21 protein-coding genes, 2 tRNA genes and 1 pseudogene are annotated in these 25,372 nt (G+C 37.3%); 8 read left to right on the top strand and 16 right to left on the bottom strand.

The window, feature by feature from the left end; translation table 11 throughout:
• Positions 1–2: 2 nt before the first annotated feature.
• Entirely contained in the window at positions 3–836 is an 834-nt protein-coding gene (locus tag ACTDJC_RS01570; RefSeq protein WP_253630510.1) for a cytochrome c biogenesis protein, read from the bottom strand.
• Positions 837–852: 16 nt separating this feature from the next.
• Positions 853–2,190 (bottom strand): glutamyl-tRNA reductase, encoded by a 1,338-nt coding sequence (gene hemA, locus ACTDJC_RS01565; protein ID WP_440602511.1) that lies wholly within the window; start codon positions 2,188–2,190, stop codon positions 853–855.
• 578 nt (positions 2,191–2,768) lie between these two features.
• On the opposite strand from hemA, the gene ACTDJC_RS01560 reads away from it, so the two are divergent.
• Positions 2,769–3,221 carry a MarR family winged helix-turn-helix transcriptional regulator gene (locus tag ACTDJC_RS01560; RefSeq protein ID WP_440602510.1) on the top strand — a complete coding sequence of 151 codons (453 nt, stop codon included), beginning with the start codon at positions 2,769–2,771 and terminating at the stop codon, positions 3,219–3,221.
• 2 nt (positions 3,222–3,223) lie between these two features.
• Positions 3,224–3,640, top strand: coding sequence for an organic hydroperoxide resistance protein (locus ACTDJC_RS01555; protein WP_253630513.1), 417 nt, complete (start codon positions 3,224–3,226; stop codon positions 3,638–3,640).
• 24 nt (positions 3,641–3,664) lie between these two features.
• On the opposite strand, the gene yihA is transcribed toward ACTDJC_RS01555, so the two are convergent.
• The 7 genes from yihA to ACTDJC_RS01520 form a co-directional block, all read right to left on the bottom strand.
• The gene (gene yihA, locus ACTDJC_RS01550; protein ID WP_253630514.1) at positions 3,665–4,261 is read right to left on the bottom strand and encodes a ribosome biogenesis GTP-binding protein YihA/YsxC; all 597 of its coding nucleotides are present in this window, start codon (positions 4,259–4,261) and stop codon (positions 3,665–3,667) included.
• Positions 4,258–6,588 carry an endopeptidase La gene (lon, locus tag ACTDJC_RS01545; protein ID WP_440602509.1) on the bottom strand — a complete coding sequence of 777 codons (2,331 nt, stop codon included), beginning with the start codon at positions 6,586–6,588 and terminating at the stop codon, positions 4,258–4,260. Before lon ends, yihA begins: the two co-directional genes overlap by 4 nt.
• 215 nt (positions 6,589–6,803) lie before the next feature.
• Entirely contained in the window at positions 6,804–8,474 is a 1,671-nt protein-coding gene (lonB, locus tag ACTDJC_RS01540; protein WP_440602508.1) for an ATP-dependent protease LonB, read from the bottom strand.
• Positions 8,475–8,725: 251 nt separating this feature from the next.
• Entirely contained in the window at positions 8,726–9,991 is a 1,266-nt protein-coding gene (gene clpX, locus ACTDJC_RS01535; protein ID WP_377880921.1) for an ATP-dependent protease ATP-binding subunit ClpX, read from the bottom strand.
• A gap of 265 nt (positions 9,992–10,256) precedes the next feature.
• Entirely contained in the window at positions 10,257–11,540 is a 1,284-nt protein-coding gene (tig, locus tag ACTDJC_RS01530) for a trigger factor (protein WP_098305121.1), read from the bottom strand.
• Between the two features lie 328 nt (positions 11,541–11,868).
• Positions 11,869–12,873 carry a hypothetical protein gene (locus ACTDJC_RS01525; RefSeq protein ID WP_440602507.1) on the bottom strand — a complete coding sequence of 335 codons (1,005 nt, stop codon included), beginning with the start codon at positions 12,871–12,873 and terminating at the stop codon, positions 11,869–11,871.
• A gap of 225 nt (positions 12,874–13,098) precedes the next feature.
• Positions 13,099–13,347: a hypothetical protein gene (locus ACTDJC_RS01520; RefSeq protein WP_098305125.1), complete on the bottom strand. Its 249-nt coding sequence runs from the start codon at positions 13,345–13,347 to the stop codon at positions 13,099–13,101.
• Positions 13,348–13,650: 303 nt separating this feature from the next.
• On the opposite strand from ACTDJC_RS01520, the gene ACTDJC_RS01515 reads away from it, so the two are divergent.
• A complete protein-coding gene (locus tag ACTDJC_RS01515; RefSeq protein WP_253630516.1) occupies positions 13,651–14,265 on the top strand; it encodes a PH domain-containing protein in 615 nt (204 codons plus the stop codon).
• 593 nt (positions 14,266–14,858) lie between these two features.
• Here ACTDJC_RS01515 and ACTDJC_RS01510 read toward each other — a convergent pair.
• From ACTDJC_RS01510 to ACTDJC_RS01480, 7 genes and pseudogenes are all read right to left on the bottom strand, one after another.
• Positions 14,859–15,653 (bottom strand): annotated as a pseudogene (locus ACTDJC_RS01510) (COG4705 family protein); the annotation flags it as partial.
• Positions 15,654–16,030: 377 nt separating this feature from the next.
• Positions 16,031–16,104 (bottom strand) — tRNA-Arg (locus ACTDJC_RS01505).
• A gap of 1 nt (position 16,105) precedes the next feature.
• Positions 16,106–16,179: transfer RNA gene (locus ACTDJC_RS01500), tRNA-Gly, on the bottom strand.
• A 101-nt stretch (positions 16,180–16,280) separates the two neighbouring features.
• Positions 16,281–16,787, bottom strand: coding sequence for a metallophosphoesterase (locus ACTDJC_RS01495; protein ID WP_440602506.1), 507 nt, complete (start codon positions 16,785–16,787; stop codon positions 16,281–16,283).
• A gap of 16 nt (positions 16,788–16,803) precedes the next feature.
• Positions 16,804–17,415 (bottom strand): XTP/dITP diphosphatase, encoded by a 612-nt coding sequence (locus ACTDJC_RS01490; RefSeq protein ID WP_098305131.1) that lies wholly within the window; start codon positions 17,413–17,415, stop codon positions 16,804–16,806.
• A 10-nt stretch (positions 17,416–17,425) separates the two neighbouring features.
• On the bottom strand, positions 17,426–18,163 hold the full coding sequence (rph, locus tag ACTDJC_RS01485; RefSeq protein ID WP_098305133.1) for a ribonuclease PH: 738 nt from the start codon (positions 18,161–18,163) through the stop codon (positions 17,426–17,428).
• Between the two features lie 125 nt (positions 18,164–18,288).
• On the bottom strand, positions 18,289–19,326 hold the full coding sequence (locus ACTDJC_RS01480; RefSeq protein WP_429706414.1) for a GerMN domain-containing protein: 1,038 nt from the start codon (positions 19,324–19,326) through the stop codon (positions 18,289–18,291).
• Between the two features lie 608 nt (positions 19,327–19,934).
• Here ACTDJC_RS01480 and nirB point away from each other — a divergent pair.
• Genes nirB through ACTDJC_RS01455 form a run of 5 tightly spaced genes read left to right on the top strand, consistent with a single transcriptional unit; the run spans position 19,935 to position 25,309 of the window.
• A complete protein-coding gene (gene nirB / locus ACTDJC_RS01475; RefSeq protein ID WP_440602505.1) occupies positions 19,935–22,340 on the top strand; it encodes a nitrite reductase large subunit NirB in 2,406 nt (801 codons plus the stop codon).
• A 12-nt stretch (positions 22,341–22,352) separates the two neighbouring features.
• The gene (nirD, locus tag ACTDJC_RS01470; protein ID WP_098305139.1) at positions 22,353–22,670 is read left to right on the top strand and encodes a nitrite reductase small subunit NirD; all 318 of its coding nucleotides are present in this window, start codon (positions 22,353–22,355) and stop codon (positions 22,668–22,670) included.
• A gap of 59 nt (positions 22,671–22,729) precedes the next feature.
• Positions 22,730–24,154 carry a uroporphyrin-III C-methyltransferase gene (locus tag ACTDJC_RS01465; protein WP_440602504.1) on the top strand — a complete coding sequence of 475 codons (1,425 nt, stop codon included), beginning with the start codon at positions 22,730–22,732 and terminating at the stop codon, positions 24,152–24,154.
• On the top strand, positions 24,151–24,882 hold the full coding sequence (locus tag ACTDJC_RS01460; protein ID WP_440602503.1) for a sirohydrochlorin chelatase: 732 nt from the start codon (positions 24,151–24,153) through the stop codon (positions 24,880–24,882). The genes ACTDJC_RS01465 and ACTDJC_RS01460 overlap by 4 nt, the downstream gene beginning before the upstream one ends.
• On the top strand, positions 24,854–25,309 hold the full coding sequence (locus tag ACTDJC_RS01455) for a precorrin-2 dehydrogenase (RefSeq protein WP_098305145.1): 456 nt from the start codon (positions 24,854–24,856) through the stop codon (positions 25,307–25,309). The genes ACTDJC_RS01460 and ACTDJC_RS01455 overlap by 29 nt, the downstream gene beginning before the upstream one ends.
• Positions 25,310–25,372: the final 63 nt, after the last annotated feature.

Genomic DNA, 25,372 nt, shown 5'->3' with positions numbered 1-25,372 from the left:
CTCTATAAGTACCAAAAATGGAAATTCGATAAACTGCTAAATAGAAAAATATTAATTAACATAACGAGAAATGCCCCGATGTTCCAACTTGCAATTTTCTTCCCCTGCAATGTATCTGATCCGCGCAAATAAATACCCGCACAGTACACAAATAAAACAACGAAAGATCCGATTACCTTTGCATCATACCAATGAAAATTATCTAACTTCGTATATCCCCATATACACCCAAGCAAAATAGCTAATAAAAAGAATGGTATAGAAAATAAATTCAAACCGTATGACATAGAATCAAGCTTTGGTAAATTTCCTAAACGCCTTAATCTTGCATTCCATTTTTTTTGTTTTAATAAACGATATTGAATTAAATACATAATGGAAAAAATAAAGGAAACTGTAAATGTTGCATAGGAAATAATCGCCATACCGACATGCACATAGACAAGCTCCGATACCAATTGATTGGCCAACACCGGCGACATTTTTCCAAGCGGAGTAAAAATAGAAACAGCGCTTACACCAAATGCAATCATATTTGTAAAAAAGACTAAAAAATCAATACGCATAAATCGGTTAATAACTAATGATAATGTAATTAATAGCCATACATAAAAATAAATACCCGATAGCAACGTTAAAACAGGATTGATTTTCGCTTCTGTTGCTCGAAGTAACATAAATATAGAATATAATACCCATACAACCGAAAGTAACCAAAAGGCAATCCGATTTGCCTTTCGGTTACTTTGGAAATAATCTATGAAATATAAACTCACGCTGCAGGCATATAAAATAATGGCAATATGATAAATAATGCTATTGTTTAAAACACTCATCCGATTATCCTTTCCATTACAAAGATGGAGCGGATACTGTCCACTTCTCTGTCTGTTTGCATTCTGCTGCGTTTTCTTCTACTACTTCTTTCGCATTTAAATCAAAAATTTTCGCAAATAGAGCAAGCTTTGCTTGTGCATCTTCTTCAGCTGCCAACTCTTTCGCAATTAAAATTGGATCTTTTAACAATTGATTAATAATACTTTTCGTATGCTTACTAATCACTTTTCGCTCACGCTCTGTTAACGTTGGAATTTTCCGTTCAATGCTTTGCATTGTTTCACTTTGAATCGCTAATGCCTTATTACGAAGTTCCGAAATTAACGGCACGACACCAAGCGTATTCATCCATGATTTAAATAGAATCATTTCTTCTTCAATCATAATTTGAATTTTTTCAGCTTCTTTTAATCGCTCGGCACGATTCGCTTCCACAACGCCTTGTAAATCATCAATATCATATAAGAAAACACTTTCTAACGCATCAATTGCTGGGTCAATATCCCGCGGCACCGCAATATCTACCATAAAGAGCGGACGACCAGAGCGCATACTCTCTACTTTGGACATCATTTCTTTCGTAATCACATATTGAGAAGCACCTGTTGAACTAATTACAATATCAGCTTCTAACAATGCACATTGTAACTGATTTAATGGCTTTGCACGTCCCATATATTTTTCTGCCATCGTTTCCGCTTTTGTAAACGTACGATTCATAACAGTCACTTTATGAGCACCGCTTCCGTATAAATTTTGCAATGCTAATTCGCCCATTTTCCCCGCACCTAGAATAAGAACATGGCAATCTTTCAAATCACCAAAAATTTTCTTTCCAAGTTCAACAGCTGCATAACTTACTGACATAGCATTGCCGCCAATTGTTGTTTCAGAATGGGCACGTTTTGCTAGTGTAACGACTTGTTTAAACAATTCATTAAATATCGTTCCTGTCGCTTTTACTTCCTGTGCTAGTAAAAAGCTATTACGAATTTGACCTAAAATTTGTGTTTCTCCAACTACCATTGAATCTAACCCACATGTTACACGGAATAAGTGATCGGTAGCACCATCTTGTTCAAATATAGACAAATATGGTGAAATTTCTTCTATTTCAAGCTGAAACCAATCAGCCATAAATTTCTTAATATAATAGCGTCCTGTGTGTAACTGATCTACCACAGCATAGATTTCCGTTCGATTGCATGTTGATACAATGACATTTTCTAGTACACTTTTTTGTTTTTGTAACGTTGTCATTGCTTGCTCTAACTCTGCTGCCTGAAACGTTAGTTTCTCACGAATTTCTACAGGGGCTGTTCGATAGTTAACACCAACAACAAGAATATGCACGCAGCATGTCCCCCTTCAACCGATTTTTCATCTTATCTACTATCATAATACAACTTTCCTCTTTTAAATCTGACAATCATGTGAACATCGTCTCATTTTATCCCGCATTAACGGGCAGCAAGCCCCCCACTGATGGAAGTTTCACTTTATCCCTTACTTAACTGACAGTAAAACATTCACTGGAATAAGTAAAGAATGAAAGGAAAAAAGGTGAGAAAAACTTTTCATAAAAGCCGATGTATACAACTAACCATCGGTGAAGAATACAAAAATCCTATTTTCCGTTCAAAAGGACAGTAAAAATCCTCCCTCATCTAGAGAAGAGATATTTCACTTTAAAATAATTATAAAATAATAACTCTATCTGTACGTTATCAAAAAAAATTGTCGGAATCAAGTAATGGAAACTATTCCATACATGCTGAAAGACTATCTTTTACTAGCTTCTTTCAATTGAAAGAAAATATGTATGATTATTCCAAATGATTGATTTTCTTTTTGTTTGACATCTTATTGGGTTTATTTTATATTAATTTTATAAAATTAAATTGTGCACAATTTAAAAAGGAGGGATACTCATGTACGAGAATCCTTTACATCTAGATAATCAACTTTGTTTTTCTATTTACGCTTGTTCTAGAGAAGTTACACGTTTTTATCGTCCTTATTTAGAAGAAATGGGCATTACGTATCCACAGTACATTACTTTGTTAGTATTGTGGGAACAAGACGGAATAACAGTAAAAGAAATTGGTGAACGATTATTTTTAGATTCCGGAACATTAACGCCTATGTTAAAAAGAATGGAAGGGTTACAACTTGTTAAGCGTATTCGTTCAAAGGAAGATGAACGAAAAGTATGTATTGAACTAACAGAGCAAGGATCTGCTTTAAAGAAAAAAGCATGTTCATTGCCACAAACAATGGCATCACATTTAGGAATTACAACTGAAGATTATACAACTTTATTAATTCAATTAAACAAATTAATTGAAACAATGAAAACAATAAATGATAGAAAAGAGGAATAAACATGGAAGCATTATATACTGCTACTGTAAAAGCAACAGGTGGACGAAACGGAAAAGTAATCTCTGAAGATGGTGTATTAAACCTTGATGTAAAAATGCCCAAAGCATTAGGCGGTATGGGCGGGGAAGCAACAAACCCTGAACAATTATTTGCAGCAGGTTATGCAGCTTGCTTTGATAGTGCATTACAGCTTGTCATTCGTACGAAACGCGTAAAAGCAGAAAGTACGGAAGTAACGGCTCACGTAGCAATTGGCAAAGATACAGATGGGGGATTCGGATTAGCTGTCACATTAGATGTGCGCGTAGCTGGTGTATCTCACGAAGAAGCAACACAATTAGTAGAAGCTGCACACGGGGTATGTCCATACTCTAAAGCAACAAGAGGGAATATTGAAGTTACATTAAACGTACTATAATACACAAAAAACGTGTGACGAATGTCACACGTTTTTTGTATTTGTAAACTTATGAATCGCTTTCCACGCTTCTTCTTTCCCAAGACCTGTTTCTGAAGAGAATAATACAACTTCATCTTCTGGTTCTACATCAAGCGTTTCTTTTACAACTTTTAAGTGCTTTTGCCATTTTCCCTTTGGAATTTTATCGGCTTTTGTTGCAATAATGATTGTTGGAATTTCATAATGCTTTAAGAAATCATACATCATCACATCGTCACTTGTCGGCTTGTGACGTAAATCAATAACAAGAACAGCTGCATCTAGCTGCTTTCTTGTTGTGAAATACGTTTCGATCATCTTACCCCATGCTGCTCGTTCTGACTTCGATACTTTCGCATATCCATAACCTGGTACATCCACAAAATGCATCATGTCATTAATAATGAAAAAGTTTAGTGTTTGCGTTTTTCCTGGTTTAGAAGAAATGCGCACTAATTTTTTTCGGTTTAAAATTTTATTAATAAAGGATGACTTTCCAACATTGGAACGACCTGCTAATGCGATTTCTGGTAAATCACCATCAGGGTATTGTTCTGGTTTGACTGCACTAATGACAATCTCCGCTTTTGTTACTTTCATTTTTTCACTCCTACTAATGCGTGCTCTAGTACCTCATCTAAATGAGAAACTGGCACAAACGTAAGGTTTTCCTTTACGCTTTCTGGAATATCGTCTAAATCTCTCTCATTTTCTGCAGGTAAAATAATTTTCGTTAATCCTGCACGATGCGCACTTAACGTTTTCTCTTTCAATCCACCAATTGGTAACACACGGCCACGAAGTGTAATTTCACCTGTCATTCCTACTTCTTTACTAACAGGAATTCCTGTTAATGCTGAAATAAGAGCCGTCGCTATCGTAATGCCCGCTGATGGTCCGTCTTTCGGTACAGCACCTTCGGGAACATGAATATGGATATCATGTTTTTCATGAAAATTAGGGTCAATATGCAATTCTTCTGCACGCGAACGAATATAACTAAATGCCGCTTGTGCAGATTCCTTCATCACATCCCCAAGTTTCCCTGTTAAAATTAACTTCCCTTTACCCGGAGATACTGATACCTCTATTGCAAGCGTATCTCCTCCAGCTGATGTATACGCTAAACCTGTTGCCATACCTACTTGATCTTTCGTTTCAGCTTGACCATAACGATATACACGCTTTCCAAGCAACTCTGTAATATTCTTTTCCGTTACAACAACGCGCTTACGCTCTTCTGTTACAACAATCTTCGCTGCTTTTCGGCAAAGCTTCGCAAGCTGACGCTCTAACGTACGAACACCCGCTTCACGTGTATAGTAACGGATAATTTCAAGAAGCGCTTCATCACGCACTTGTAAATTCCCTTTTTTCAAGCCATGTTCCTTCAATTGTTTCGGAAGCAAATGCTCACGGGCAATATGTACTTTTTCAAGTTCTGTATAACCAGCAATTGAAATAATCTCCATACGATCTAGAAGTGGACCTGGAATGCTTGCCAGCGTATTAGCTGTTGCAATAAACATAACTTTCGATAAATCATATGGCTCTTCGATGTAATGATCACTAAAGTTATGATTTTGTTCTGGATCTAATACCTCTAATAATGCTGCTGAAGGATCTCCTCGAAAATCATTCGACATTTTATCAATCTCATCTAATAAAAAGACCGGATTGATTGTCTTTGCCTTTTTCATTCCTTGAATAATACGACCTGGCATCGCACCGACATACGTACGACGATGGCCACGAATCTCAGACTCATCACGAACACCGCCAAGTGAAACACGAACAAAATTACGATTTAATGATGTCGCAATCGATTTAGCTAACGATGTTTTCCCAACCCCTGGAGGACCGACTAAACAAAGAATAGGTCCTTTTAATGAATTCGTCAGCTTTTGCACTGCTAAATATTCAAGTACTCGCTCTTTTACTTTTTCAAGCCCATAATGCTCTTCATTTAAAATTTTTTCAGCGCGCATAAGATCTATACGATCTTCTGTTGCCTCAGTCCAAGGAAGAGATAATAACCAATCAATATAATTGCGAATCACACCACTCTCTGCTGAACTTGCCGGCAATTTCTCATAACGATCTAGCTCTTTTAAAGCTGCCAGCTGCGTTTCTTCTGGCATTCCCGATTCTTCAATCTTTTCACGAAGCTCTTCTACTTCGCCGCCTTTTCCTTCTTTATCACCAAGTTCTTTTTGAATAGCTTTCATTTGCTCACGTAAGAAGTACTCTTTTTGTGTACGCTCCATAGAACGCTTCACTTGCTGACCAATTTTCTTTTCTAAGTTCAATAACTCTTTTTCATCTTGAATAAAAGAAATAAGTGTATGTAATCGTTCTTTCACCGCAGTGATTTCTAAAATCTGTTGCTTTTGCTTCATTTTGAGAGGCAAATGAGATGATACGAGATCAGCTAATCGACCTGGTTCATCAACATCAACAACTGTTGCAAAAGTTTCATCTGAAACCTTCTTAGACAGCTTAATATATTGCTCAAAATACTCAATTAATGTACGCATGAGTGCTTTTTCTTCTAAATCGCCCTCTTCTTCTTCCATTAATGTACGGACATTAGCTGTAATTACATCATCTTCTTCGATGAACTCTGTCATTTCTACTCTATGTAAACCTTCTACAAGGATACGCATCGTCCCGTTTGGCAATTTGAGCATTTGCTTTATTTTTGCTAACGTACCTACTTTATAAATATCATCTTCTTTCGGATCATCGATATTCACGTCTTTTTGCATCGCTAAAAAAATTATATTTTCATCTACAGCCGCCTGCTCGAGCGCTTGTATCGATTTATCACGTCCTACATCAAGATGCAGAACCATCGTCGGATATACGAGAACGCCTCTTAATGGTAGGAGGGGCACGATTCTTTCGTTCGCATTCATATTAGACATAGCACCTCCATAAATATCTTTGTTTCCCTATTTTATATTACAATAAAGCCTTATGCAATCTCAGAGACTCGATGCTCTATTGCTCGTTAAAGAAAAAGGGACTTCGCTTAAGCATATAACAACTTAAACGAAGCCTAGGATATTCTGCTCTAACAGGCAGTAAAGTTAGCGTCTCTCCCATATGAGCCCGATTGGTTCACCTAACCCTTTACCCTTTACATCGATTGCACGTCACCTTCATCTAAAGAAAGCAATGTATCGCCTGTTGGCTCAATTTTCTCTTTTACAAATGCTAATGCAAATACTTCTTTTAATTTTCGCACAGGAACGATTTCAATACCTTTGATTGTGTAAAGAAAAGGCTGCATATTTTCTGCTGGGATTAGCACTTTCTTTGCCCCAGCTTTTTTCGCTGCTTTTACTTTTGCGTAAACGCCACCAACTGGTTTTACTTCTCCGTGAATACTAATTTCTCCAGTCATGGCTACTTCATTATTGATATACATGCGATGAACGGCAGAATATACGCCTGTTGCAATTGCAATGCCGGCAGATGGTCCATCAATTGGAATACCGCCTGGAAAGTTAATATGTATATCATATCCTTCAGGTAACAAATCCAGCGAACGAAGGACAGTTACAACATTATCAACAGAACCTTTTGCCATACTTTTACGGCGAATTGATTTCGTTTGATTACCGATACTTTCTTCTTCAACAATCCCTGTTACCACAACGGATCCATTCTCTTTTGCTGGAATTGCTGTTACTTCTATTTCAAGTAGTGCTCCTGTATTTGGTCCATATACAGCCAGGCCATTTACAAGACCAATTTTCGGAATTGGATATACCCGTTTTTCGTATTTCGGCGTCAGTTGGCTTGAATGAATGACCCATTCAATATCCTCATCCTTTATAAAAGATCGCCCTTCATTAATTGCCATTCCAGCAGAAATTTGCACAAGATTAATGGCTTCTCTTCCATTCCGTGCGTACATTCCAATCATTTCTATACCCTGGTCACCTAGCTCCATATCCACCTTTTCAGCAGCATTTTTCGCTACTGCTTCGATTTCTCCTGTATCTAGTTCACGAAAAAAGACTTCTAAACAGCGTGACCGAATAGCCGGAGGAATTTCATCCGGAGAACGTGTTGTTGCGCCAACAAGGCGAAAATCAGCTGGTAATCCCTTTTGGAAAATATCGTGAATATACGTTGGAATGAGAGAATTCTCTTCACTATAATATGCACTTTCCAAAAATACTTTGCGATCCTCCAGCACTTTTAACATTTTATTCATTTGAATTGGATGCAACTCCCCAATCTCATCAATAAATAAAATACCTCCATGCGCATCTGTGACCGCCCCTTTTTTCGGTTGCGGAATACCTGCTTGCCCCATCGCTCCAGCACCTTGATAAATCGGATCATGAACAGAACCAATTAACGGATCAGCAATCCCCCGCTCATCAAACCGAGCCGTTGTGGCATCCAGCTCAATAAATGTTGCAGTGATTCGAAATGGAGATTTCGAGTTTTTCTTTGCTTCTTCTAATACGAGCCGAGCCGCTGCTGTTTTCCCAACTCCTGGCGGTCCATATATAATGACATGTTGCGGATTTGGGCCGCATAGCGCAGCTTTTAATGATTTAATACCGTCTTCTTGTCCAACAATATCAGCAAAAGACGCCGGACGAACTTTTTCAGCAAGGGGTTCTGTTAAAGAAATTTCCCGCATTTTTCGAAGTTGCTCTAGCTCTTTCTTTGATTCTCTATCAATTGAAACTTTTTGTGTTCGCTGGTTTTTGAGTAAATGCCAAAAATATAATCCGACAATTACACCAAAGACAAGTTGAACGATTAAAAAAATATTTGTCCAGCTCATACTCATTTCCTCCCGCTATGTTTTACTTATCAGTATCCCCTGGGAGGAAACACGCTAAACATAATAAGAAACAGCAATTATACAATTGCTGTTTCTTATCGTTTATACTGCTATTCACGGACAGTAATATCCCCACCTCGAAATTCAGCAAAAAGCAAAAAAAGTTAGGTGGGGATCAATTACTGGTATATATCCGATTCGTTCTACTCATAATCAGCAGGGATGAAATCCCCACTGATTAAGGTTTCACTTTATGCAGATGTTTTTGTATCTTGTTCAAGTACAGTACCATCTTGAAGCACTAATTTTGGCATGGCATTCTCTGCTACTGTTTCTTTTGAAATCACACATTTCTCAATATCCTTACGAGATGGGAGTTCGAACATCACATCAAGCATAAGACCTTCAATGATTGAACGAAGTCCACGCGCACCCGTTTTACGTTCAATTGCTTTTTTCGCAATTTCAACAAGGGCACCCTCTTCAAACTCTAATTCGACATCATCAAGTTCCAATAACTTTTGGAACTGTTTCACAAGCGCATTTTTCGGTTTTGTTAAGATATCAACAAGAGCACCTTCATCAAGCGGCTCTAAATTCGCAATAACCGGAAGACGACCAATAAATTCTGGAATTAATCCAAATTTTAATAAATCTTCTGGCAATACATGCGATAAAACATGCTTTTCTGTTACATCAGCATTTTTCTTCTCAGAACCGAAACCAATCACTTTTTCACCAAGACGGCGTTTAATAATTGGTTCAATGCCATCAAAGGCACCGCCACAAATGAATAAAATGTTTGTTGTATCAATTTGAATAAACTCTTGATGTGGATGCTTACGACCACCCTGCGGAGGAACGCTTGCTACAGTACCTTCTAAAATTTTAAGAAGTGCCTGTTGCACACCCTCACCAGATACGTCACGTGTAATTGACGGATTTTCTGACTTACGTGCCACTTTATCAATCTCGTCAATGTAAATGATCCCTTTTTCCGCTTTCTCTACATCATAATCAGCTGCTTGAATAAGTTTTAGTAGGATGTTTTCTACATCTTCCCCAACGTATCCCGCTTCTGTTAAAGATGTTGCGTCAGCAATTGCAAATGGAACATTTAAAATACGTGCTAACGTTTGTGCCAGTAACGTTTTACCGCTACCAGTTGGTCCAATTAAAGCAATATTACTTTTTGCTAATTCTACATCATCAATTTTGCTGTTAGAATTAATGCGCTTGTAATGGTTATATACCGCTACCGCTAAAGCCTTCTTCGCTTGATCTTGTCCGATTACATATTCATCCAAAATTTCACGAATCTCTACTGGTTTCGGTACATCTTTGAATTCTACTTCTTCATCTTTTGCAAGCTCCTCTTGCACGATTTCTGTGCAAAGTTCTATACATTCATCACAAATGTAGACACCAGGACCTGCAACAAGCTTTCGAACTTGCGTTTGTGTTTTACCACAGAAAGAACATTTTAATTGCCCTTTTTCATCATTAAATTTAAACATATTTTCACACCCCTTACAAAGTGCTAATACCTTGCCTTCGTATGTACACGATAAATGTATCGTATGTAAATACATATTATGTCACTACGTGGCGAGAAATACAAATAATACGGTTAGTTATGTACAATTAAAAAAATTTTGAAACTTTTGAAATATGTATATTCGACTTTCGAAGAATCTTTTCCTTCTTCATAATAAAAATGATTTACAAATATATTTATATTTATAAAACAAGGCACGAGCAATGTCGCGCCTTGTTATTTTATTATGCAGTCTTGCTGTTATCTACTAAGAAATCTACTGCTTTACGAACTTGAAGGTCTTCTTTTACACCCTCAACGTTACCAAGAGCTTGTTTCACAGCGTCTACTGGCATGTTGTACATTTCAGCCATTTTTTCAACTTCTGCATTTACTTCTTCTTCTGTTACTTCAATGTTTTCAGCTTTGATGATTGCTTCAAGAACAAGGTTAGTTGTTACGCGTTTTGCTGCGTCTTCTTGCATTTGTTCTTTTAATTTTGCTTCATCAGTACCTGTGAATTGGTAGTAAAGCTCTAAGTTCATGCCTTGGTAGCTTAAACGTTGCTCGAATTCGCGAACCATGCGATCTAACTCAGTTTCGATCATTGCTTCTGGAATGTCAATTTCTGCATTTGCAGCAGCTTTTTCTACTACTTCGTCACGAAGTTTGTTATCAGCTTCTTGTTTTTTGTTCTCTTCTAAGTTTTCACGAAGTTTTGCTTTTAACTCGTCAAGAGTTGCTACTTCTTCGTTTGCATCTTTCGCGAACTCATCATCTAAAGCAGGAAGTTCTTTCACCTTAATTTCATGAACTGTTACTTTAAATGTTGCTGGTTTACCAGCTAGTTCTGCTGCATGGTATTCTTCTGGGAATGATACTTCCACTTCTTTTTGTTCGCCAGCTTTTAGACCAACTAATTGCTCTTCAAATCCTGGGATGAATGTATTAGAACCGATTGCTAAAGAGTAGTTCTCGCCTTTTCCACCTTCGAATGCTTCGCCATCAACGAAACCTTCGAAGTCGATTACAGCTGTATCACCATTTTCTACAGTGCCATCTTCTTTAACTGCAAGCTCAGCTTGACGCTCTTGTAAAGATTTTAATTCGTTCTCTACATCTTCATCAGTTACAGTAGTATCAACTTTTTCTACTGTTAAGCCTTTGTACTCGCCTAATTTCACTTCAGGTTTTACAGTAACTTTTGCAGTGAAAATTAAGTTTTCGCCTTTTTCGAATTTCTCGATGTCGATTTCAGGGTGAGCAACTGGGAAGATACCAGTTTCATCAATTGCTTCTCCGTATGCTTTTGGTAAGATGATATCTAAAGCATCTTGGTATAAAGATTCTACACCGAAGCGTTGTTCGAATAGAGGACGAGGCATTTTTCCTTTACGGAAGCCCGGTACATTAATTGTTTTTACAACTTTTTTGAACGCAGCGTCTAAAGAGTTGTTTACTTCTTTAGCATCAACTTCGATTGTTAAAACGCCAGCGTTACCTTCTAATTTTTCCCATTTTGCAGCCATTTATTCTTTCCCTCCAACTATAATAATGTATACACATACCTTTAAAGATCGAGGCATTTATCGTTTCTGATAAAGAAACAACAAACACTCTGTAAAGCTGATGTATTCAGCTTTACCATCCGTTATGAAAACTTCGGACGTATCCTTCTCAATCTACTATTTGCCAAAAAGACAAATACGGTATATTTTGTTCGAGAATAATATGAAACATATAAGTAAGAGAATATTTGTTTCTATTCTCTTATAAAAAGGCAGATTTCAGCCCTTTGCAACCCTTACATTATAACATAGAATACTCTCGTTTCAATAACCGAAACATTCTTTTTCATTATACTGGCATAAATCCTTCTTTCTCAATACGTAAAAACCACTGATATGCAACATGATATTCTTCAAGTGTAATATCATACTCTCGAAGAAGCTCATCCTCATGAATCGGCATTCCAAATCGTTTTCTTCCAACTCTCTCTAAAACAGCTGCCCATAACTTGTCTTTCTCTATTAAGAAAGGAAACGGAAAGATGCTTGTTTGCATTTCTTTCCAATATGCAACAATCGCCTCATACATCGTTGGATTATCATGCTCTAAGCGATCAGACAATATATGTAACACTTCTTCTGTATCATATGGATTATAAGATAAATTAGCCGGTATGACCGTTATTGTCTCACCGAATTTCTCCACATCTATGCTTTCTTGTATTCGATTTTCCATTAATATGTATAAGATAGAAGTTTTAATATACGGGTGTTTCGTTTCATCTAGTAAAAATGTACGCAGCGCCGGCAACGCGATTTCGATATTTCTATTCGCAAGCTCATTTATCGCCCGCAATTGCTTCCCATAATCACCTTTAAGCAAAGCGTCTGCAAACGCAGGTTCATCAAAAAATACGTCATTGTCTATTTCTACTACTTCTTCACCATCTAGCATGCTCTTTGCAAACAATGCAAGTTGTGCTAATTTCTCTTTTTGCTCTTCTGTTATTTCTTTCGTTTGTAAAACGGACTGTACCGTTTCAATAATGCCTTCATAATCATTTATTTGCACTAAAATTGTAACATATGTCTCAAGAATATCTTGAAATAAGAGTTCCCCTGTTTCAAGCAATTCCTCGCATCGCTCTTTCGCTTCTTTCGTTTCCTTTAATTCTAGTAAACAAATAACTGAAGCCAATTCTGATTGTTCTGTCTGTGCCCCGTACTGGCGCAACATTTCGAAGCATGTTAACGCTTCTTCAAACCGACGCTCACGCAATGCAATAAATCCTTCGTCGATAAATCGCGCTGACAACTGCGGAAACAATACGACCGTACTTTCTTTTTTATCCATACGCTCGCCTCTTTTTTTAGATTTTCAATACACTTCAAAGTTAATATAACAAATGATAGTTCAGAACACAATCTTTGGAATCTGTTCGTTTTTACTGAGAAAATACCGATTTTTGCTATATAAAAATCGAATATATTGCCTAGAAATACGAAAATAGAACTTTTATAGCAAATGAGGATTCTACGAGAGAAAATAAAAAACTCTCAGCTACCGGCGCGAAGAGTTTTAATGAAAAGCTTTTATAATAGTAGGATATACAAAGAGGGTTATCATTTGAAGAACAATAATTGTCATCACGATAATACTAAAAAAGAAAATAGACTTACTACGTTTCATTAATACTATAATAATCATTATCGTACTGATGATTAAACACATAAAAAATACACTTATGCTTGAACTTAATAATCCAATTGGAAACATAAATAATAAAACAACACTACAAATTCCAATAATACCAAGTAACCATTCCATCCCTTATCCCCTTAAATCTTTATTTATGCAATTAATTGTTTTATCACATTAATCATATCCATCAATTTATCATAGGCAACAACTCCAAAAGCAATTGATAAGGCTGTTATAGCTAAACCTTTCACTATTTCTTCCCCTCGCTTCGTCTATGTTGCCTTCATTATAAATTTTTTAGAAATAGTTACCATCGAATTTTCTTACATATACCTTACAGAATTGTAAGATTCCTCAAAAAAAGACTTCTCTCATGTTATAATAAACTCGAAATGATTCAGAAATTTCAAAACGAAAGGGCGATATACAATGTTTAAAAAAGTAGCAGCTGATATGCTTGGTTTAAGTGATATTGGGTCCGTTATTACCCCTGCTGATTATGATAAAGTAGATGCTGATGATTATGTCATGCATGAAGAAAACGAAAAAATTTATTTTTTAATCAAATCAAAAACAGATGAGTATTGCTTTACAAATACAGCTCTTATTCATGTTGACGGAACAAGTGCGGTAAGTAAGAAACGTACACTTCGTCGTTATAATTACAACACTCATAAAATTTCTAACGTTCTGCTTGAAACAGCAGGGACAGTAGACTTAGATATTGAGATTAAATTTAATATGGGCGGAGAGCATTACTCCATCGACATACATAAAAAACATATTGAAGAAGTAAAAGATTTATATAAGGCACTTCTGAAGATCGCAGAAATCACTCACGAAAATGATATCGCAACGCAATACGCACATAAGAGCCTGGAAATGGCATCTTCTACATTAGGCAACGTAAGAAATGCCGAAGTAGATCTAGCAGCACAGTTTAAAGAAATTAATCAAATTGCGTTCAATTGGCTTGTTGATACAAAAAAACAATATAATGTAAAAGATTTTGGCTTTGTATTTGAGAAGTTTATTAACAATTAACCTAAACTAATTTTGCTTTTAATTCTTTTTCTAATAACTATAGTTTTTCTTTAAAATTCATTGAAAACATAAAAAACTGCACCCCCATTGTTAGTTGTGTCTAACAATTGGGATGCAGTTCAAATTTGCGATTCCTAAAATTTTTATTTATTCGCTCCGTTTATGACACTAAGCGAATTGTTAAGTGCAGATTTGCACTTGTTAACATCAGGGTTTGATGAACGAACTGCTGCTAATACACTGTCAATAGTTCCATCAATTTTAGTCCATGTTGTGCCATCTATTTTTCTAAGTTTAGGCTCCGCTGCGTCCCATTCATGTTCCAAATCGTCAGCCCCTTTTTTCGCCGAAGTAAAATCATTTGAGTTTACATGATTTAGCATATCACTTTCAATTTTAACAAAATCCGTTAATTGTCCAGCTAATGTAGTTTGTGCAGAACCGGCTTGCGGCGCTATATTATTACTGCGCCAAACATAACCGCCTATGCCAACAACTAAGAAAATGCACAGTACCACAATGGTTTGTGTCAAAACATTTTTCTTGTTTCCATTCGCTTGGTTTGTTTCTGCTGTATCACTTTTTGCCTTTGTATCAACTTTTGTAACAGCAAGAAAAACGATTATCGCTAAAATAGCTATAAGAAAAATTACACTAGTAACTGTTGTCCCCAAACCTAACCCGCCATTATTTTTTGGTTGAGATAGGTAATCCCCTAATGATGCTCCGAGTGGACGAGTAAGAATATACGCAATCCAAAACGCTAATACTCCATCAAGTTTCAAAAATTTCCATGCTAAAAATACACAACCAATTATAATAATGACTATTATTCCTGTGTAAAGATAACCAAGACCGAGTTGTTCGGAATATAAGTCTCCGACTGCTGTTCCAAGTGCAAATGTGAAAAGAATGGTAAGCCAATAGAAAACTTCTCTTTTTCTTGTATAAACCGAGTGTATCGAGAGTGTTTTTTCACTGAGATACCAAAAAAGAAAAGTTAAACCTAGCAGCACAGAGAAAACTACCGTACTAACCTCAAGAGGTACTCCCATATTGTCTGTCAAATTATCAGTTACCAACGTTCCAAATACGCTTATAAGAACAACAGTGAGCCAATAAATGCCTGGAACATATTTAGTTGCTCTGAATTGAAGGTACAATACAACGAAAAATGCTATTCCTATAATTATGGTAGTGAGAGTTAAACCAAATCCAAGGTTGAAATTTAAGAAATCAGCAAATGTTTCACCGACAGTTGTACATAAAATTTTGATGATCCAGAAGAAGATTGTGACTTCTGGAACCTTACTCAACATCTGCCGGCCTAGTGACGGGGCGGCAGCGACTTCATCAGAAACGGAAAATTTTTTTGCCAATGAACTCATCTCCTTTTTATTGTATTTAAGCCGATAATCAATGTCTCAAACCATTTCATGATTCTCGTTTATTCATTTGATGGCTATTATAAGATCTAGTCCCAACTTTAATATCTTTTAATGAAATTCGTCTGAAAATCAAATTAAATCTAAATGAGAAATTTATTAAAAATTACTGTAGCATCATGAAAAAGGAAAGCATTCTTCATAACAAGTTCTCTTCTAAAGGACAAAAGTTAAAAAACAAATAAAATAACAATCATTAACACTAAAAAAAGCATCGGTTTTATCACCGATGCTTTTTTAGTGTTAAATAGCACAATTATTATTTCTTATTTAAACCAAACAAAAAACCTTGTCATCGAAAGATAACAAGGTTTTTTTAGCGTCCCAGGAGAGATTCGAACTCCCGACCGACGGCTTAGAAGGCCGTTGCTCTATCCTGCTGAGCTACTGGGACATGGAGCGGGTGAAGAGAATCGAACTCTCGACCAGAGCTTGGAAGGCTCTTGTTTTACCACTAAACTACACCCGCATTATATGAAATTTTTACTAATGTCTCATCGACAGTTTTTATTATATTATTACCAATAACTAAAGTCAACATTTTTTTCAAATAGAGTGAAGAAAAATTCTTCACTCTATTTGAAACGCTTTTTGAGCTACAATTGCACCGTCTAACGTAAGAAAACGAATCTCTATTTCGCTTTCTTGTATTTCTAATAAAGCAAATGTTTTTTCTCTTCGCGAGCGCGGCAAGAGAATACTTCCTGGATTGATAAACAATATATCGTCTATGATTTCTACTCCCAATATATGCGAATGACCGAAGCAAACAATATTTGCCTCAGCTTCTTTCGCACGATATAAAAGTGTTTGCAGCGTCATTTTAATATTGTATAAATGGCCATGCGTTACAAGAAAACGTGTGCTTTGCACATCTGTGATGATGTCATTTGGAAAATCACCAACAAAATCACAATTTCCTTTCACCACATGAAACCCTTCTAGTTCAGAATGATGAGATGTTAATTCAGAATCACCGCAATGAATCATCACATCTACGTTTCCCTCATACCGCTCTTTTAATTGCTTTAGCTCTTTCACAGAACCGTGACTATCGCTCACAATTAACGCCTTCATCGGTTTCGCTCCCTTATTATTCTTCTCCTAAAAACCATACTGGAATTTTTTCTTCTAATTTACGAAGAGCACGCCCGCGATGACTAATTTTATTTTTCTCATCGGATGACAATTCTGCCATTGCGCTTTTGTATTCTTCTACATAAAAGATTGGATCATAACCAAAGCCATTTTCCCCGCGCTGTTGTTCTAAAATCTTCCCTTCACACGTTCCGTTTACAATCAATGGTTTTTTATCTTCTTGTGGAAACGCAACGGCTAATGCGCAATAAAAACGCGCTGTCCGTTTCTCCATTGAAATATCCTTTAATTCTTCTAGAACCTTTTGAATGTTAGCTTGATCATCCTTTTCCTCTCCTGCATAACGAGCCGAACGAACCCCTGGTTTCCCCTGCAAGGCATCTACAATTAAACCTGAATCATCCGCAATGACAATTTCATCTAGCTGTTTACACAGATGTTCCGCTTTTAAAATGGCATTCTCTTCAAACGTTTCACCAGTTTCTTCTACTTCTTCAATATGAGGAAAATCATAAAGTGATTTTACTTCTAAATCAAACTTTTCAAATAGCTCCGCAAATTCACGTACTTTCCCAGCATTCTTTGTCGCTACTACAACTTGTTTCATATTTTTACCTCTATTCCATATGAGTTACAATATCGCCTAACGCTTCTTTTTGCATTTCAATAAGCTGTAAAATTCCATATTCTGCTGCATCAAGCAATTCATTCAATTCACCGCGGCTAAATGTCGCTTCTTCTCCTGTACCTTGCACTTCAACAAAATGCCCTTTGCCTGTCATAATGACATTCATATCGACATTTGCCTTAGAATCTTCTGCATAATTTAAATCTAACACAACACCATGCTCATCAACGATTCCAACAGACGTTGCTGCCAAGTAATCCTTCACTGGAATTTTTGATACTTTTCCTGCTGTTACAAGCTTCTCAAACGCTAATACCATCGCAACATACGCACCGGTAATAGAAGCAGTTCTCGTTCCGCCGTCAGCTTGAATGACATCACAGTCAATCCAAACCGTCTTTTCACCGAGCGCTTCTAAATCAACCACAGCACGTAATGCTCGTCCTATTAAACGTTGAATTTCCATTGTGCGCCCTGTTACTTTTCCTTTACTCGATTCACGAATGGTACGCTGTTCTGTTGCACGAGGAAGCATGGAATACTCAGCTGTAACCCATCCCTTTCCTTCGCCCCTCATAAACGGCGGAACCCTTTCTTCAATCGTTGCTGTACAAATAACTTTCGTATCACCAACTTCAATCAATACTGATCCTTCTGGATGTTTTAAATAATTCGTATGAATATGTACACGGCGCAAATCTGATGCTTGTCTACCATCTACTCGCATAAAAATAACCCCCTTATAACTGCTACATGTTAGTATAGCCAATTTAAAAATTATGTTATGTATGACAATAAAAGAAGGGGAGTTCCCCTTCTTTTCATAAATTAAGTATATCAAATTATTTCTGTTTAAAAACTACCTGTGTTCACGTTTTGCGGACGAGCGACTGGTTTTATTAATTTATCACCTTTCTCTGTAACAAGATTCGCTTTTCCATTCACTTGAATTAACACATTTTCTACTCCTTGTTTTTCCGTTAAAGTTAATACAAGAGACTGGAGTACATAGTCAGAAATCATACTTTTACCTTTATTCCCATAAATATTTTCATTAAAGTTTAGCGTCACCGTTCCTTTTTCAAGTTTCGGCTCATTGATTAGCTTCACATCTGGATTAAAGTCGTATGTTAACGCCGATTGATGCGCTGGTCCTTTTACAAGTTCATTTACAATTGTCGCGACTTCATTTTCTTTTCCTTCTGCAACGCGGCGCGTTACTGGTACATAATAATTTTGTTTATTATTTTGCGCCAAGAAATACAACGTAACTGGTTTTGTGTTTGTAATATCAGCCACTTGCTCATCATCAAAGTTAATGCCATTTGCCCGGCTTAATCCATTACCAATCGGCGTACCAGCAACAGGCATCTTCGCTAAATCTTGCCCATTCATACGAAACTTCACATTCTTCACTTCTTTAAACTGCGTTAATGTCCAAGTAACTGCTTCTACAATACGGCGTTCTTCTTCTTTTTTATAATTTTTCAGTTCTTTAGAAAAATCAACAACCGCTGTCCCGTTTTTCACATCAACTGTCATTTCAGTATCTGCGGGAAGTACAGCTTGAAATCCATTTGGCAATAAATTTGTTACTGGTCCATCTTTCACTAAATATTGTAATGATTGCTTAATGACCGCATTATTTTTCGGAGCAGGTAACTGCACCGTTTGCGGCACAACATAACCATTTTTATCTACGAGATATAAATCTTGTTTTATCGTTTCCCCTTGCTTCGCTGTTTCTTTCTTCTCACCGTCTGTATAGGTAACTTTCTTAGGTGGATCAATTTGCTCTGTTCCTTTTTCCTTACCAAACAATCCGCATCCTGCTAATAAAACTGTACTTAATGTAGCACAAACAAGCCATTTGAAAGTCGATTTAGGCATACGCTTTCCTCCTAAAAATCTAAGTTTGTACTACATGTATACGAGCTCAACTTTCACTTTAGAACAAGCGATGACAACTTATCTCTTCTAAAAAATACCTGCGCAAAGTTTTATATCATGGTCAAAAACTTACTCCTTACCTCTATTGGAATATTTTCAGTCTCTTTACTAACGTCTCCGTATTATTCTTTCGCGATAAAGTGACACTTCCATCAGTGCGGTTTTATCCCTCACTGATGGTTAGTTGAACCAATCGGGCTTTTACGGGCAGTTCCCCCACCTATCTTCTTTGCTTCTCTCTGAATCTTGAGGTGGGGGACTTACTGCCCGTTAATGCGGGATGAAGTGAAATTTTCATTAGTTGAGGCTTCATCCCCCATCCATCTTTTTTAGTTTCTCTGAATCTTGAAGTGGGGTCTTACTACCTACAACTAGTAAGATAAAATTATCAAATGTAAAAGGAGATTACAGCAAATTATGTGCAAATTTGAACAATTTATGAATCCTCCAAAACTGTGATAAATATCACATCTCCTTATTTTCTAAAACTTTTATAATACAAGTATCAAAGTTTGTTAAATATTTCACATACAAGAAGGGACATGAATATGAAAACACGTTTAGTCATGATTGGGAATGGTATGGCTGGAATACGCTGCATCGAAGAAATTTTAAAACAAAACAATACGTTATACGACATTACCATTTTTGGAGATGAACCGCACCCGAACTACAATCGTATTATGCTCTCCCACGTCCTACAAGGAAAAACAAATATGCAAGATATCATTATGAACGAATACAGTTGGTACGAAGAAAATGATATTACGTTGTATACAAATGAAAAAGTACTTCATATTGATCGGGAAGAACAAGTCATTGTTACAGAAAAGAATCGTCTTGTTATGTACGACAAGCTCATTATCGCAACAGGCTCCAGTGCTTTTATCTTACCTGTGGAAGGTTCAAATCTCCCTGGTGTAACAGGATTTCGCACAATCGAAGATACACAATTTATGATGGATACGGCTAAGCAATATAAAAAAGCAGTTGTCATTGGCGGCGGATTACTTGGTTTAGAAGCCGCACGAGGGCTTATTGATTTAGGAATGGACGTGCATGTTGTTCACTTAATGCCACACTTAATGGAGCAACAACTCGATGCTAAGGCAGCTTCATTACTGCGTGAAGACTTAGAATCACAAGGTATGAAGTTCCTTATGGAAAAGAAAACGGTAAAAATTCTTGGTACAGACCACGTTGAGGGCATTCAATTTGCAGATGGCGATATTGTAAATTGTGATTTAATCGTCATGGCTGTTGGAATACGCCCAAATACACAGTTAGCAAAAGACGCTGGTTTACTTGTGAACCGCGGCATTATAGTCAATGACTATATGCAAACAAATGACCAATCCATCTATGCGGTTGGTGAATGTGCAGAGCATAAAGGGGTTGCCTATGGTCTTGTTGCACCGCTCTATGAGCAAGGTGCTGTATTAGCAAAACAGATTACAAATACACAAACAGATGGATATACAGGCAGCATCGTCGGTACACAACTGAAAGTTGCGGGATGCGATTTATTCTCCGCTGGTCAAATTTATGAAGATGAGGTAACAAAAGCAATCTCCATATTTGACGAATGTACACGTTCCTATAAAAAAGTACTAATCCGAGACAATAAAGTTGTTGGTGTTGTTTTATATGGTGATACAGCTGACGGCACACGCCTCTTCAGCATGTTAAAAAAAGAAGAAGATATACAAGAATATACACCCGCCTCTCTTCTTCACAAAGCTGGTGAAGATAGCGGACTTGATATTGCAAGTATGAGTGCTGATGAAACTGTTTGCGGATGCAACGGTGTCACAAAAGGAGCCATTGTTCACGCTATTTTAGAACAAGACCTAACGACATTTGAAGAAGTAAAAGGATGCACAAAAGCTGCAGGATCCTGCGGTAAATGTCGCCCAGTTGTTGAACAAATTCTATCTCATACACTTGGAGATAATTTTGATGCTTCTACTCAGGCTGCAGGTATGTGTGGGTGCACAACATTATCTCGCGATGAAGTTGTAGCAGCAATTCATGAGAAAGGTTTAAAATCACCGAAAGAAGTGCGAAACGTCCTTGACTTCGCACACGAAGAAGGCTGTTCAAAATGCCGGCCTGCATTAAATTATTATTTACGTATGGCCTGCCCAGAAGAGTATGCCGATGATAAAGCATCCCGCTTCGTTAACGAAAGAATGAATGGAAATATTCAACATGACGGAACATTTTCTGTTATTCCACGTATGTACGGCGGCGTTACAACAGCAGATGATTTAATGAAAATTGCAGAAGTTGCGAAGAAGTACGACGTTCCACTCGTGAAAATAACAGGCGCAAGCCGCATCGGTTTATATGGGGTTAAAAAAGAAGATTTACCAAAAGTGTGGGCCGACCTTGGTATGAACTCTGGCTATGCCTACTCGAAGTCCCTTCGCAATGTAAAATCCTGCGTTGGATCTCGTTTCTGCCGCTTCGGTACAAAAGATTCATTAGGACTTGGCATGTTGCTTGAACAGTCATTAGAAATGGTAGATACACCACATAAAATGAAAATGGGTGTAACAGGTTGCCCGCGTAACTGTGCGGAAGCATTAACGAAAGACTTCGGTGTCGTTTGTGTTGAAAATGGCTTCCAACTTTATATCGGTGGTAATGGCGGTACAGAAGTGCGTGAAGCTGATTTTGTAATGATTGTCCCTTCGGAGGAAGATGTACTTCGCATTGCCACAGCTTACGTACAATACTATCGTGAAACTGGTATTTACGGCGAACGTACAGCTCCTTGGGTAGAGCGAATGGGCTTACACCACATAAAAGAAGTACTGCAAGATGAAAATATGGTCGCTATGCTATATGAACGTTTCCAAAAAGCACGTAGCACATATGAAGAGGCTTGGGGACAAGCACTAGAAACGCAATCATTAAAAACGATGTATGAAGTAGAGATTGTAAAGTAAGGAGCGATTCGTATGTTACAAACGAAAGAAAAAATAAAAATCATGCATGCTGTAGATCTTCCCGTACAAATTGGTAAGGAAGTGCGAATAAAGGATATGTCTATTGCCTTATTTCGCCTTGCAAACGGCGACATTCGTGCTGTAGAAAATCGGTGCCCTCATAAAAATGGACCTTTAGCGGAAGGAATTGTTTCTGGTGAATTTGTCTTTTGTCCACTGCACGATTGGAAAATTTCATTACTAACAGGTGAAGTACAAAAACCTGATGATGGTTGCATTCAAACGTATGAAGTACAAGTTATTGATGGCGATATTTATATATACATGTAGCTTATATAAGGAAGCCTCTTCTCGGCTTCCTTTCCAGTAAAAACAGATGAGGTGTAGAGATGAACGGATACGTATATTTAGTCGGTGCAGGACCTGGTGATGAAGGGCTTATTACAAAAAAAGCGATGGAGTGTTTACAAAAAGCAGATATTGTTTTATATGACCGCTTATTGAATCAAAATTTACTTCGCTATACGAAGTCAACATGTGAACTTGTCTATTGCGGAAAAATGCCAACAAATCATATTATGCGCCAAGAAATGATTAACGCTCATTTACTTCAATCTGCCAAAGAAGGTAAGACCGTTGTTCGCTTAAAAGGCGGAGATCCCTCTATCTTTGGCAGAGTTGGTGAAGAAGCAGCCGCTTTAGCAGCAGAAAACATTCCATATGAGATTGTACCAGGTATTACATCTAGCATCGCCGCTAGCGCGTATGCCGGCATCCCTCTCACCCATCGCGATTACAGTAATAGTGTGACATTACTAACTGGTCATACAAAGGGACCGATTCAGGATCATGTAAACTACAACTCACTCTTAAATAGTGATACTGTTGCCTTTTACATGGGCATTAAAAATTTACCAATCATTTGTGAAAACTTATTACAAACAGGAAAGAAAAAAAATACACCAGTAGCAGTCATTGAATGGGGTACAACAGGAAGACAGCGAGTCGTTACAGGTACTCTATCCACAATTGTTGACAGAGTCAAAAAAGAACACATTTCAAATCCTTCCATGACAATTGTTGGAGATGTCGTATCCTTGCGAAAACAAATTGCTTGGAAAGAACATAAGCCACTACACGGAAAAAAAGTTTTGCTCGCCTCTTCATCAAATAAAATAAGTAAAGCAGAGCAAAAGTTACAAGAAGCCGGAGCAGAGACATATCAGATTCCAACTTTCAAAAAACAAGAATACACATTAACACAGGAACAACTCCGTGAAATATTTGACGCTAAACGTCTTGTTTTTTGTTCAGCCGAAAGCGTAGCAATTTTGTTGCAATCATGTGCACAACATCGTAAAGATGTTCGTTCCTTGCAGGGGGAACTGCAGTATATGAATAGCGGCACTCAAGAGGCACTTATGCAATATGGACTCTTCGGTGAACCAGCAAAATTTTCTACAGAATCAACTGTGTATTTAGGGCGAAACATCAATCGAATTGCCGTTATTCAAGAAAAAATCGGCCCCGGTTCTTATATAATGACGCATGAATATAAAATAGATCATCGTTTTGATGAAATTCATACACGTATGCTCTCTGAATTTACATGGGATAGCATTGTATTTGAAGGGCGCGCCGCAATTGATACATTTATAGCAGAAGCTAAACGTCTTGGTTTCACACATATTTTCAATTTACCATTCTCGTATACAGATGAACTCACTTTGCAGTATGCAAATAAAGTCGGATTACAGAACATTGATTATGAATTACAAGCTATTTTTAATGAGAAAGAAGTGGCGGCACAATGAAAGGGATTGTTTATATTGGGCACGGTAGCCGATTACAAGAAGGAAATGAACAATTCATTCACTTTATCCAGTCCGTTATAAAAGAGCGGAGTGAAAATATCCAAAAAATTGGCTTTCTTGAACTCACTACACCAACTGTCCAGGATGCGATTACAGAAGCGATTCTAGACGGAGCAACTGAAGTTTTACTTGTCCCTATTTTATTATTTGCAGCTGCTCATTATAAACGTGACATTCCTTTTGAAATTGAGCAAATACAAAAGCGCTATCCGCATATTACATTTTCAGTTGTACCACCTTTTAGTACACACCCGTTCATGATTGAACTTGTAATCAAAAGAATACAGGAAGCCATGCACACACAAGGTAGCGAAATTCTACTCGTCGGCCGAGGTAGTAGTGATCCTCAGCCTATACATGAATTGCAGCAAATCGGAGCAGCAGTTGAGCAAAAAATCGGCATGCCCGTTTCCTGCTCTTTTTTAACAAAAGGAGCACCTTCTTTTACCGAAGAACTCAATGGCATAGCATCATCAGCTCAACATGTATATGTCATGCCATACCTTCTCTTTACTGGATTACTACTTCGGAAAATTGAGCGCCATGCACACACATATACGAACGTTACAACATGCAACTGCCTTCAATTTGATCCCTATATGAAGTCCGCATTATTAGAACGAATGGAGGAATATATACATGTGCAACCTATATCCTCTTATATTTAATCTACAAGGTAAAATCGTTGTCATCATCGGCGGTGGCAAAATCGCATACCGAAAAGCGGTTGGATTAAAGGATACAGGAGCCATTGTCACTGTTGTGAGTCCAGACATTTGTGAGGAAATGGAGAAGCTCTCCTATATTACATGGAAACAAAAAGCATTTACAGAGGAAGATATAAAAGATGCTCATCTCATTTATGCTGCAACAAATCATCACGATGTAAATATGATGGTCAAACAAGCAGCACATGATTTTCAGTGGGTTAATATCGTAAGTGATGGTACGCAATCATCTTTTCACACACCCGCAATTATTCGAAATAACGAGTATATTGTAAGTATATCTACTTCAGGTAAAGATCCAGCATTTGCAAAACAAATCAAACAAAAACTAACAGCTGTTCTTTCACAACTTATAAAGTTCAACTAATCAGACTCTTACGAGCAGTAACTTTCATTCACCCTTGAACTACACTACAACCCAAATAATGAA

This window comes from Bacillus sp. GB_SG_008 (genome assembly GCF_052038115.1).
GTDB lineage: Bacteria > Bacillota > Bacilli > Bacillales > Bacillaceae_G > Bacillus_A > Bacillus_A rhizoplanae.
This window is presented reverse-complemented; position numbering and strand designations above follow the sequence as displayed.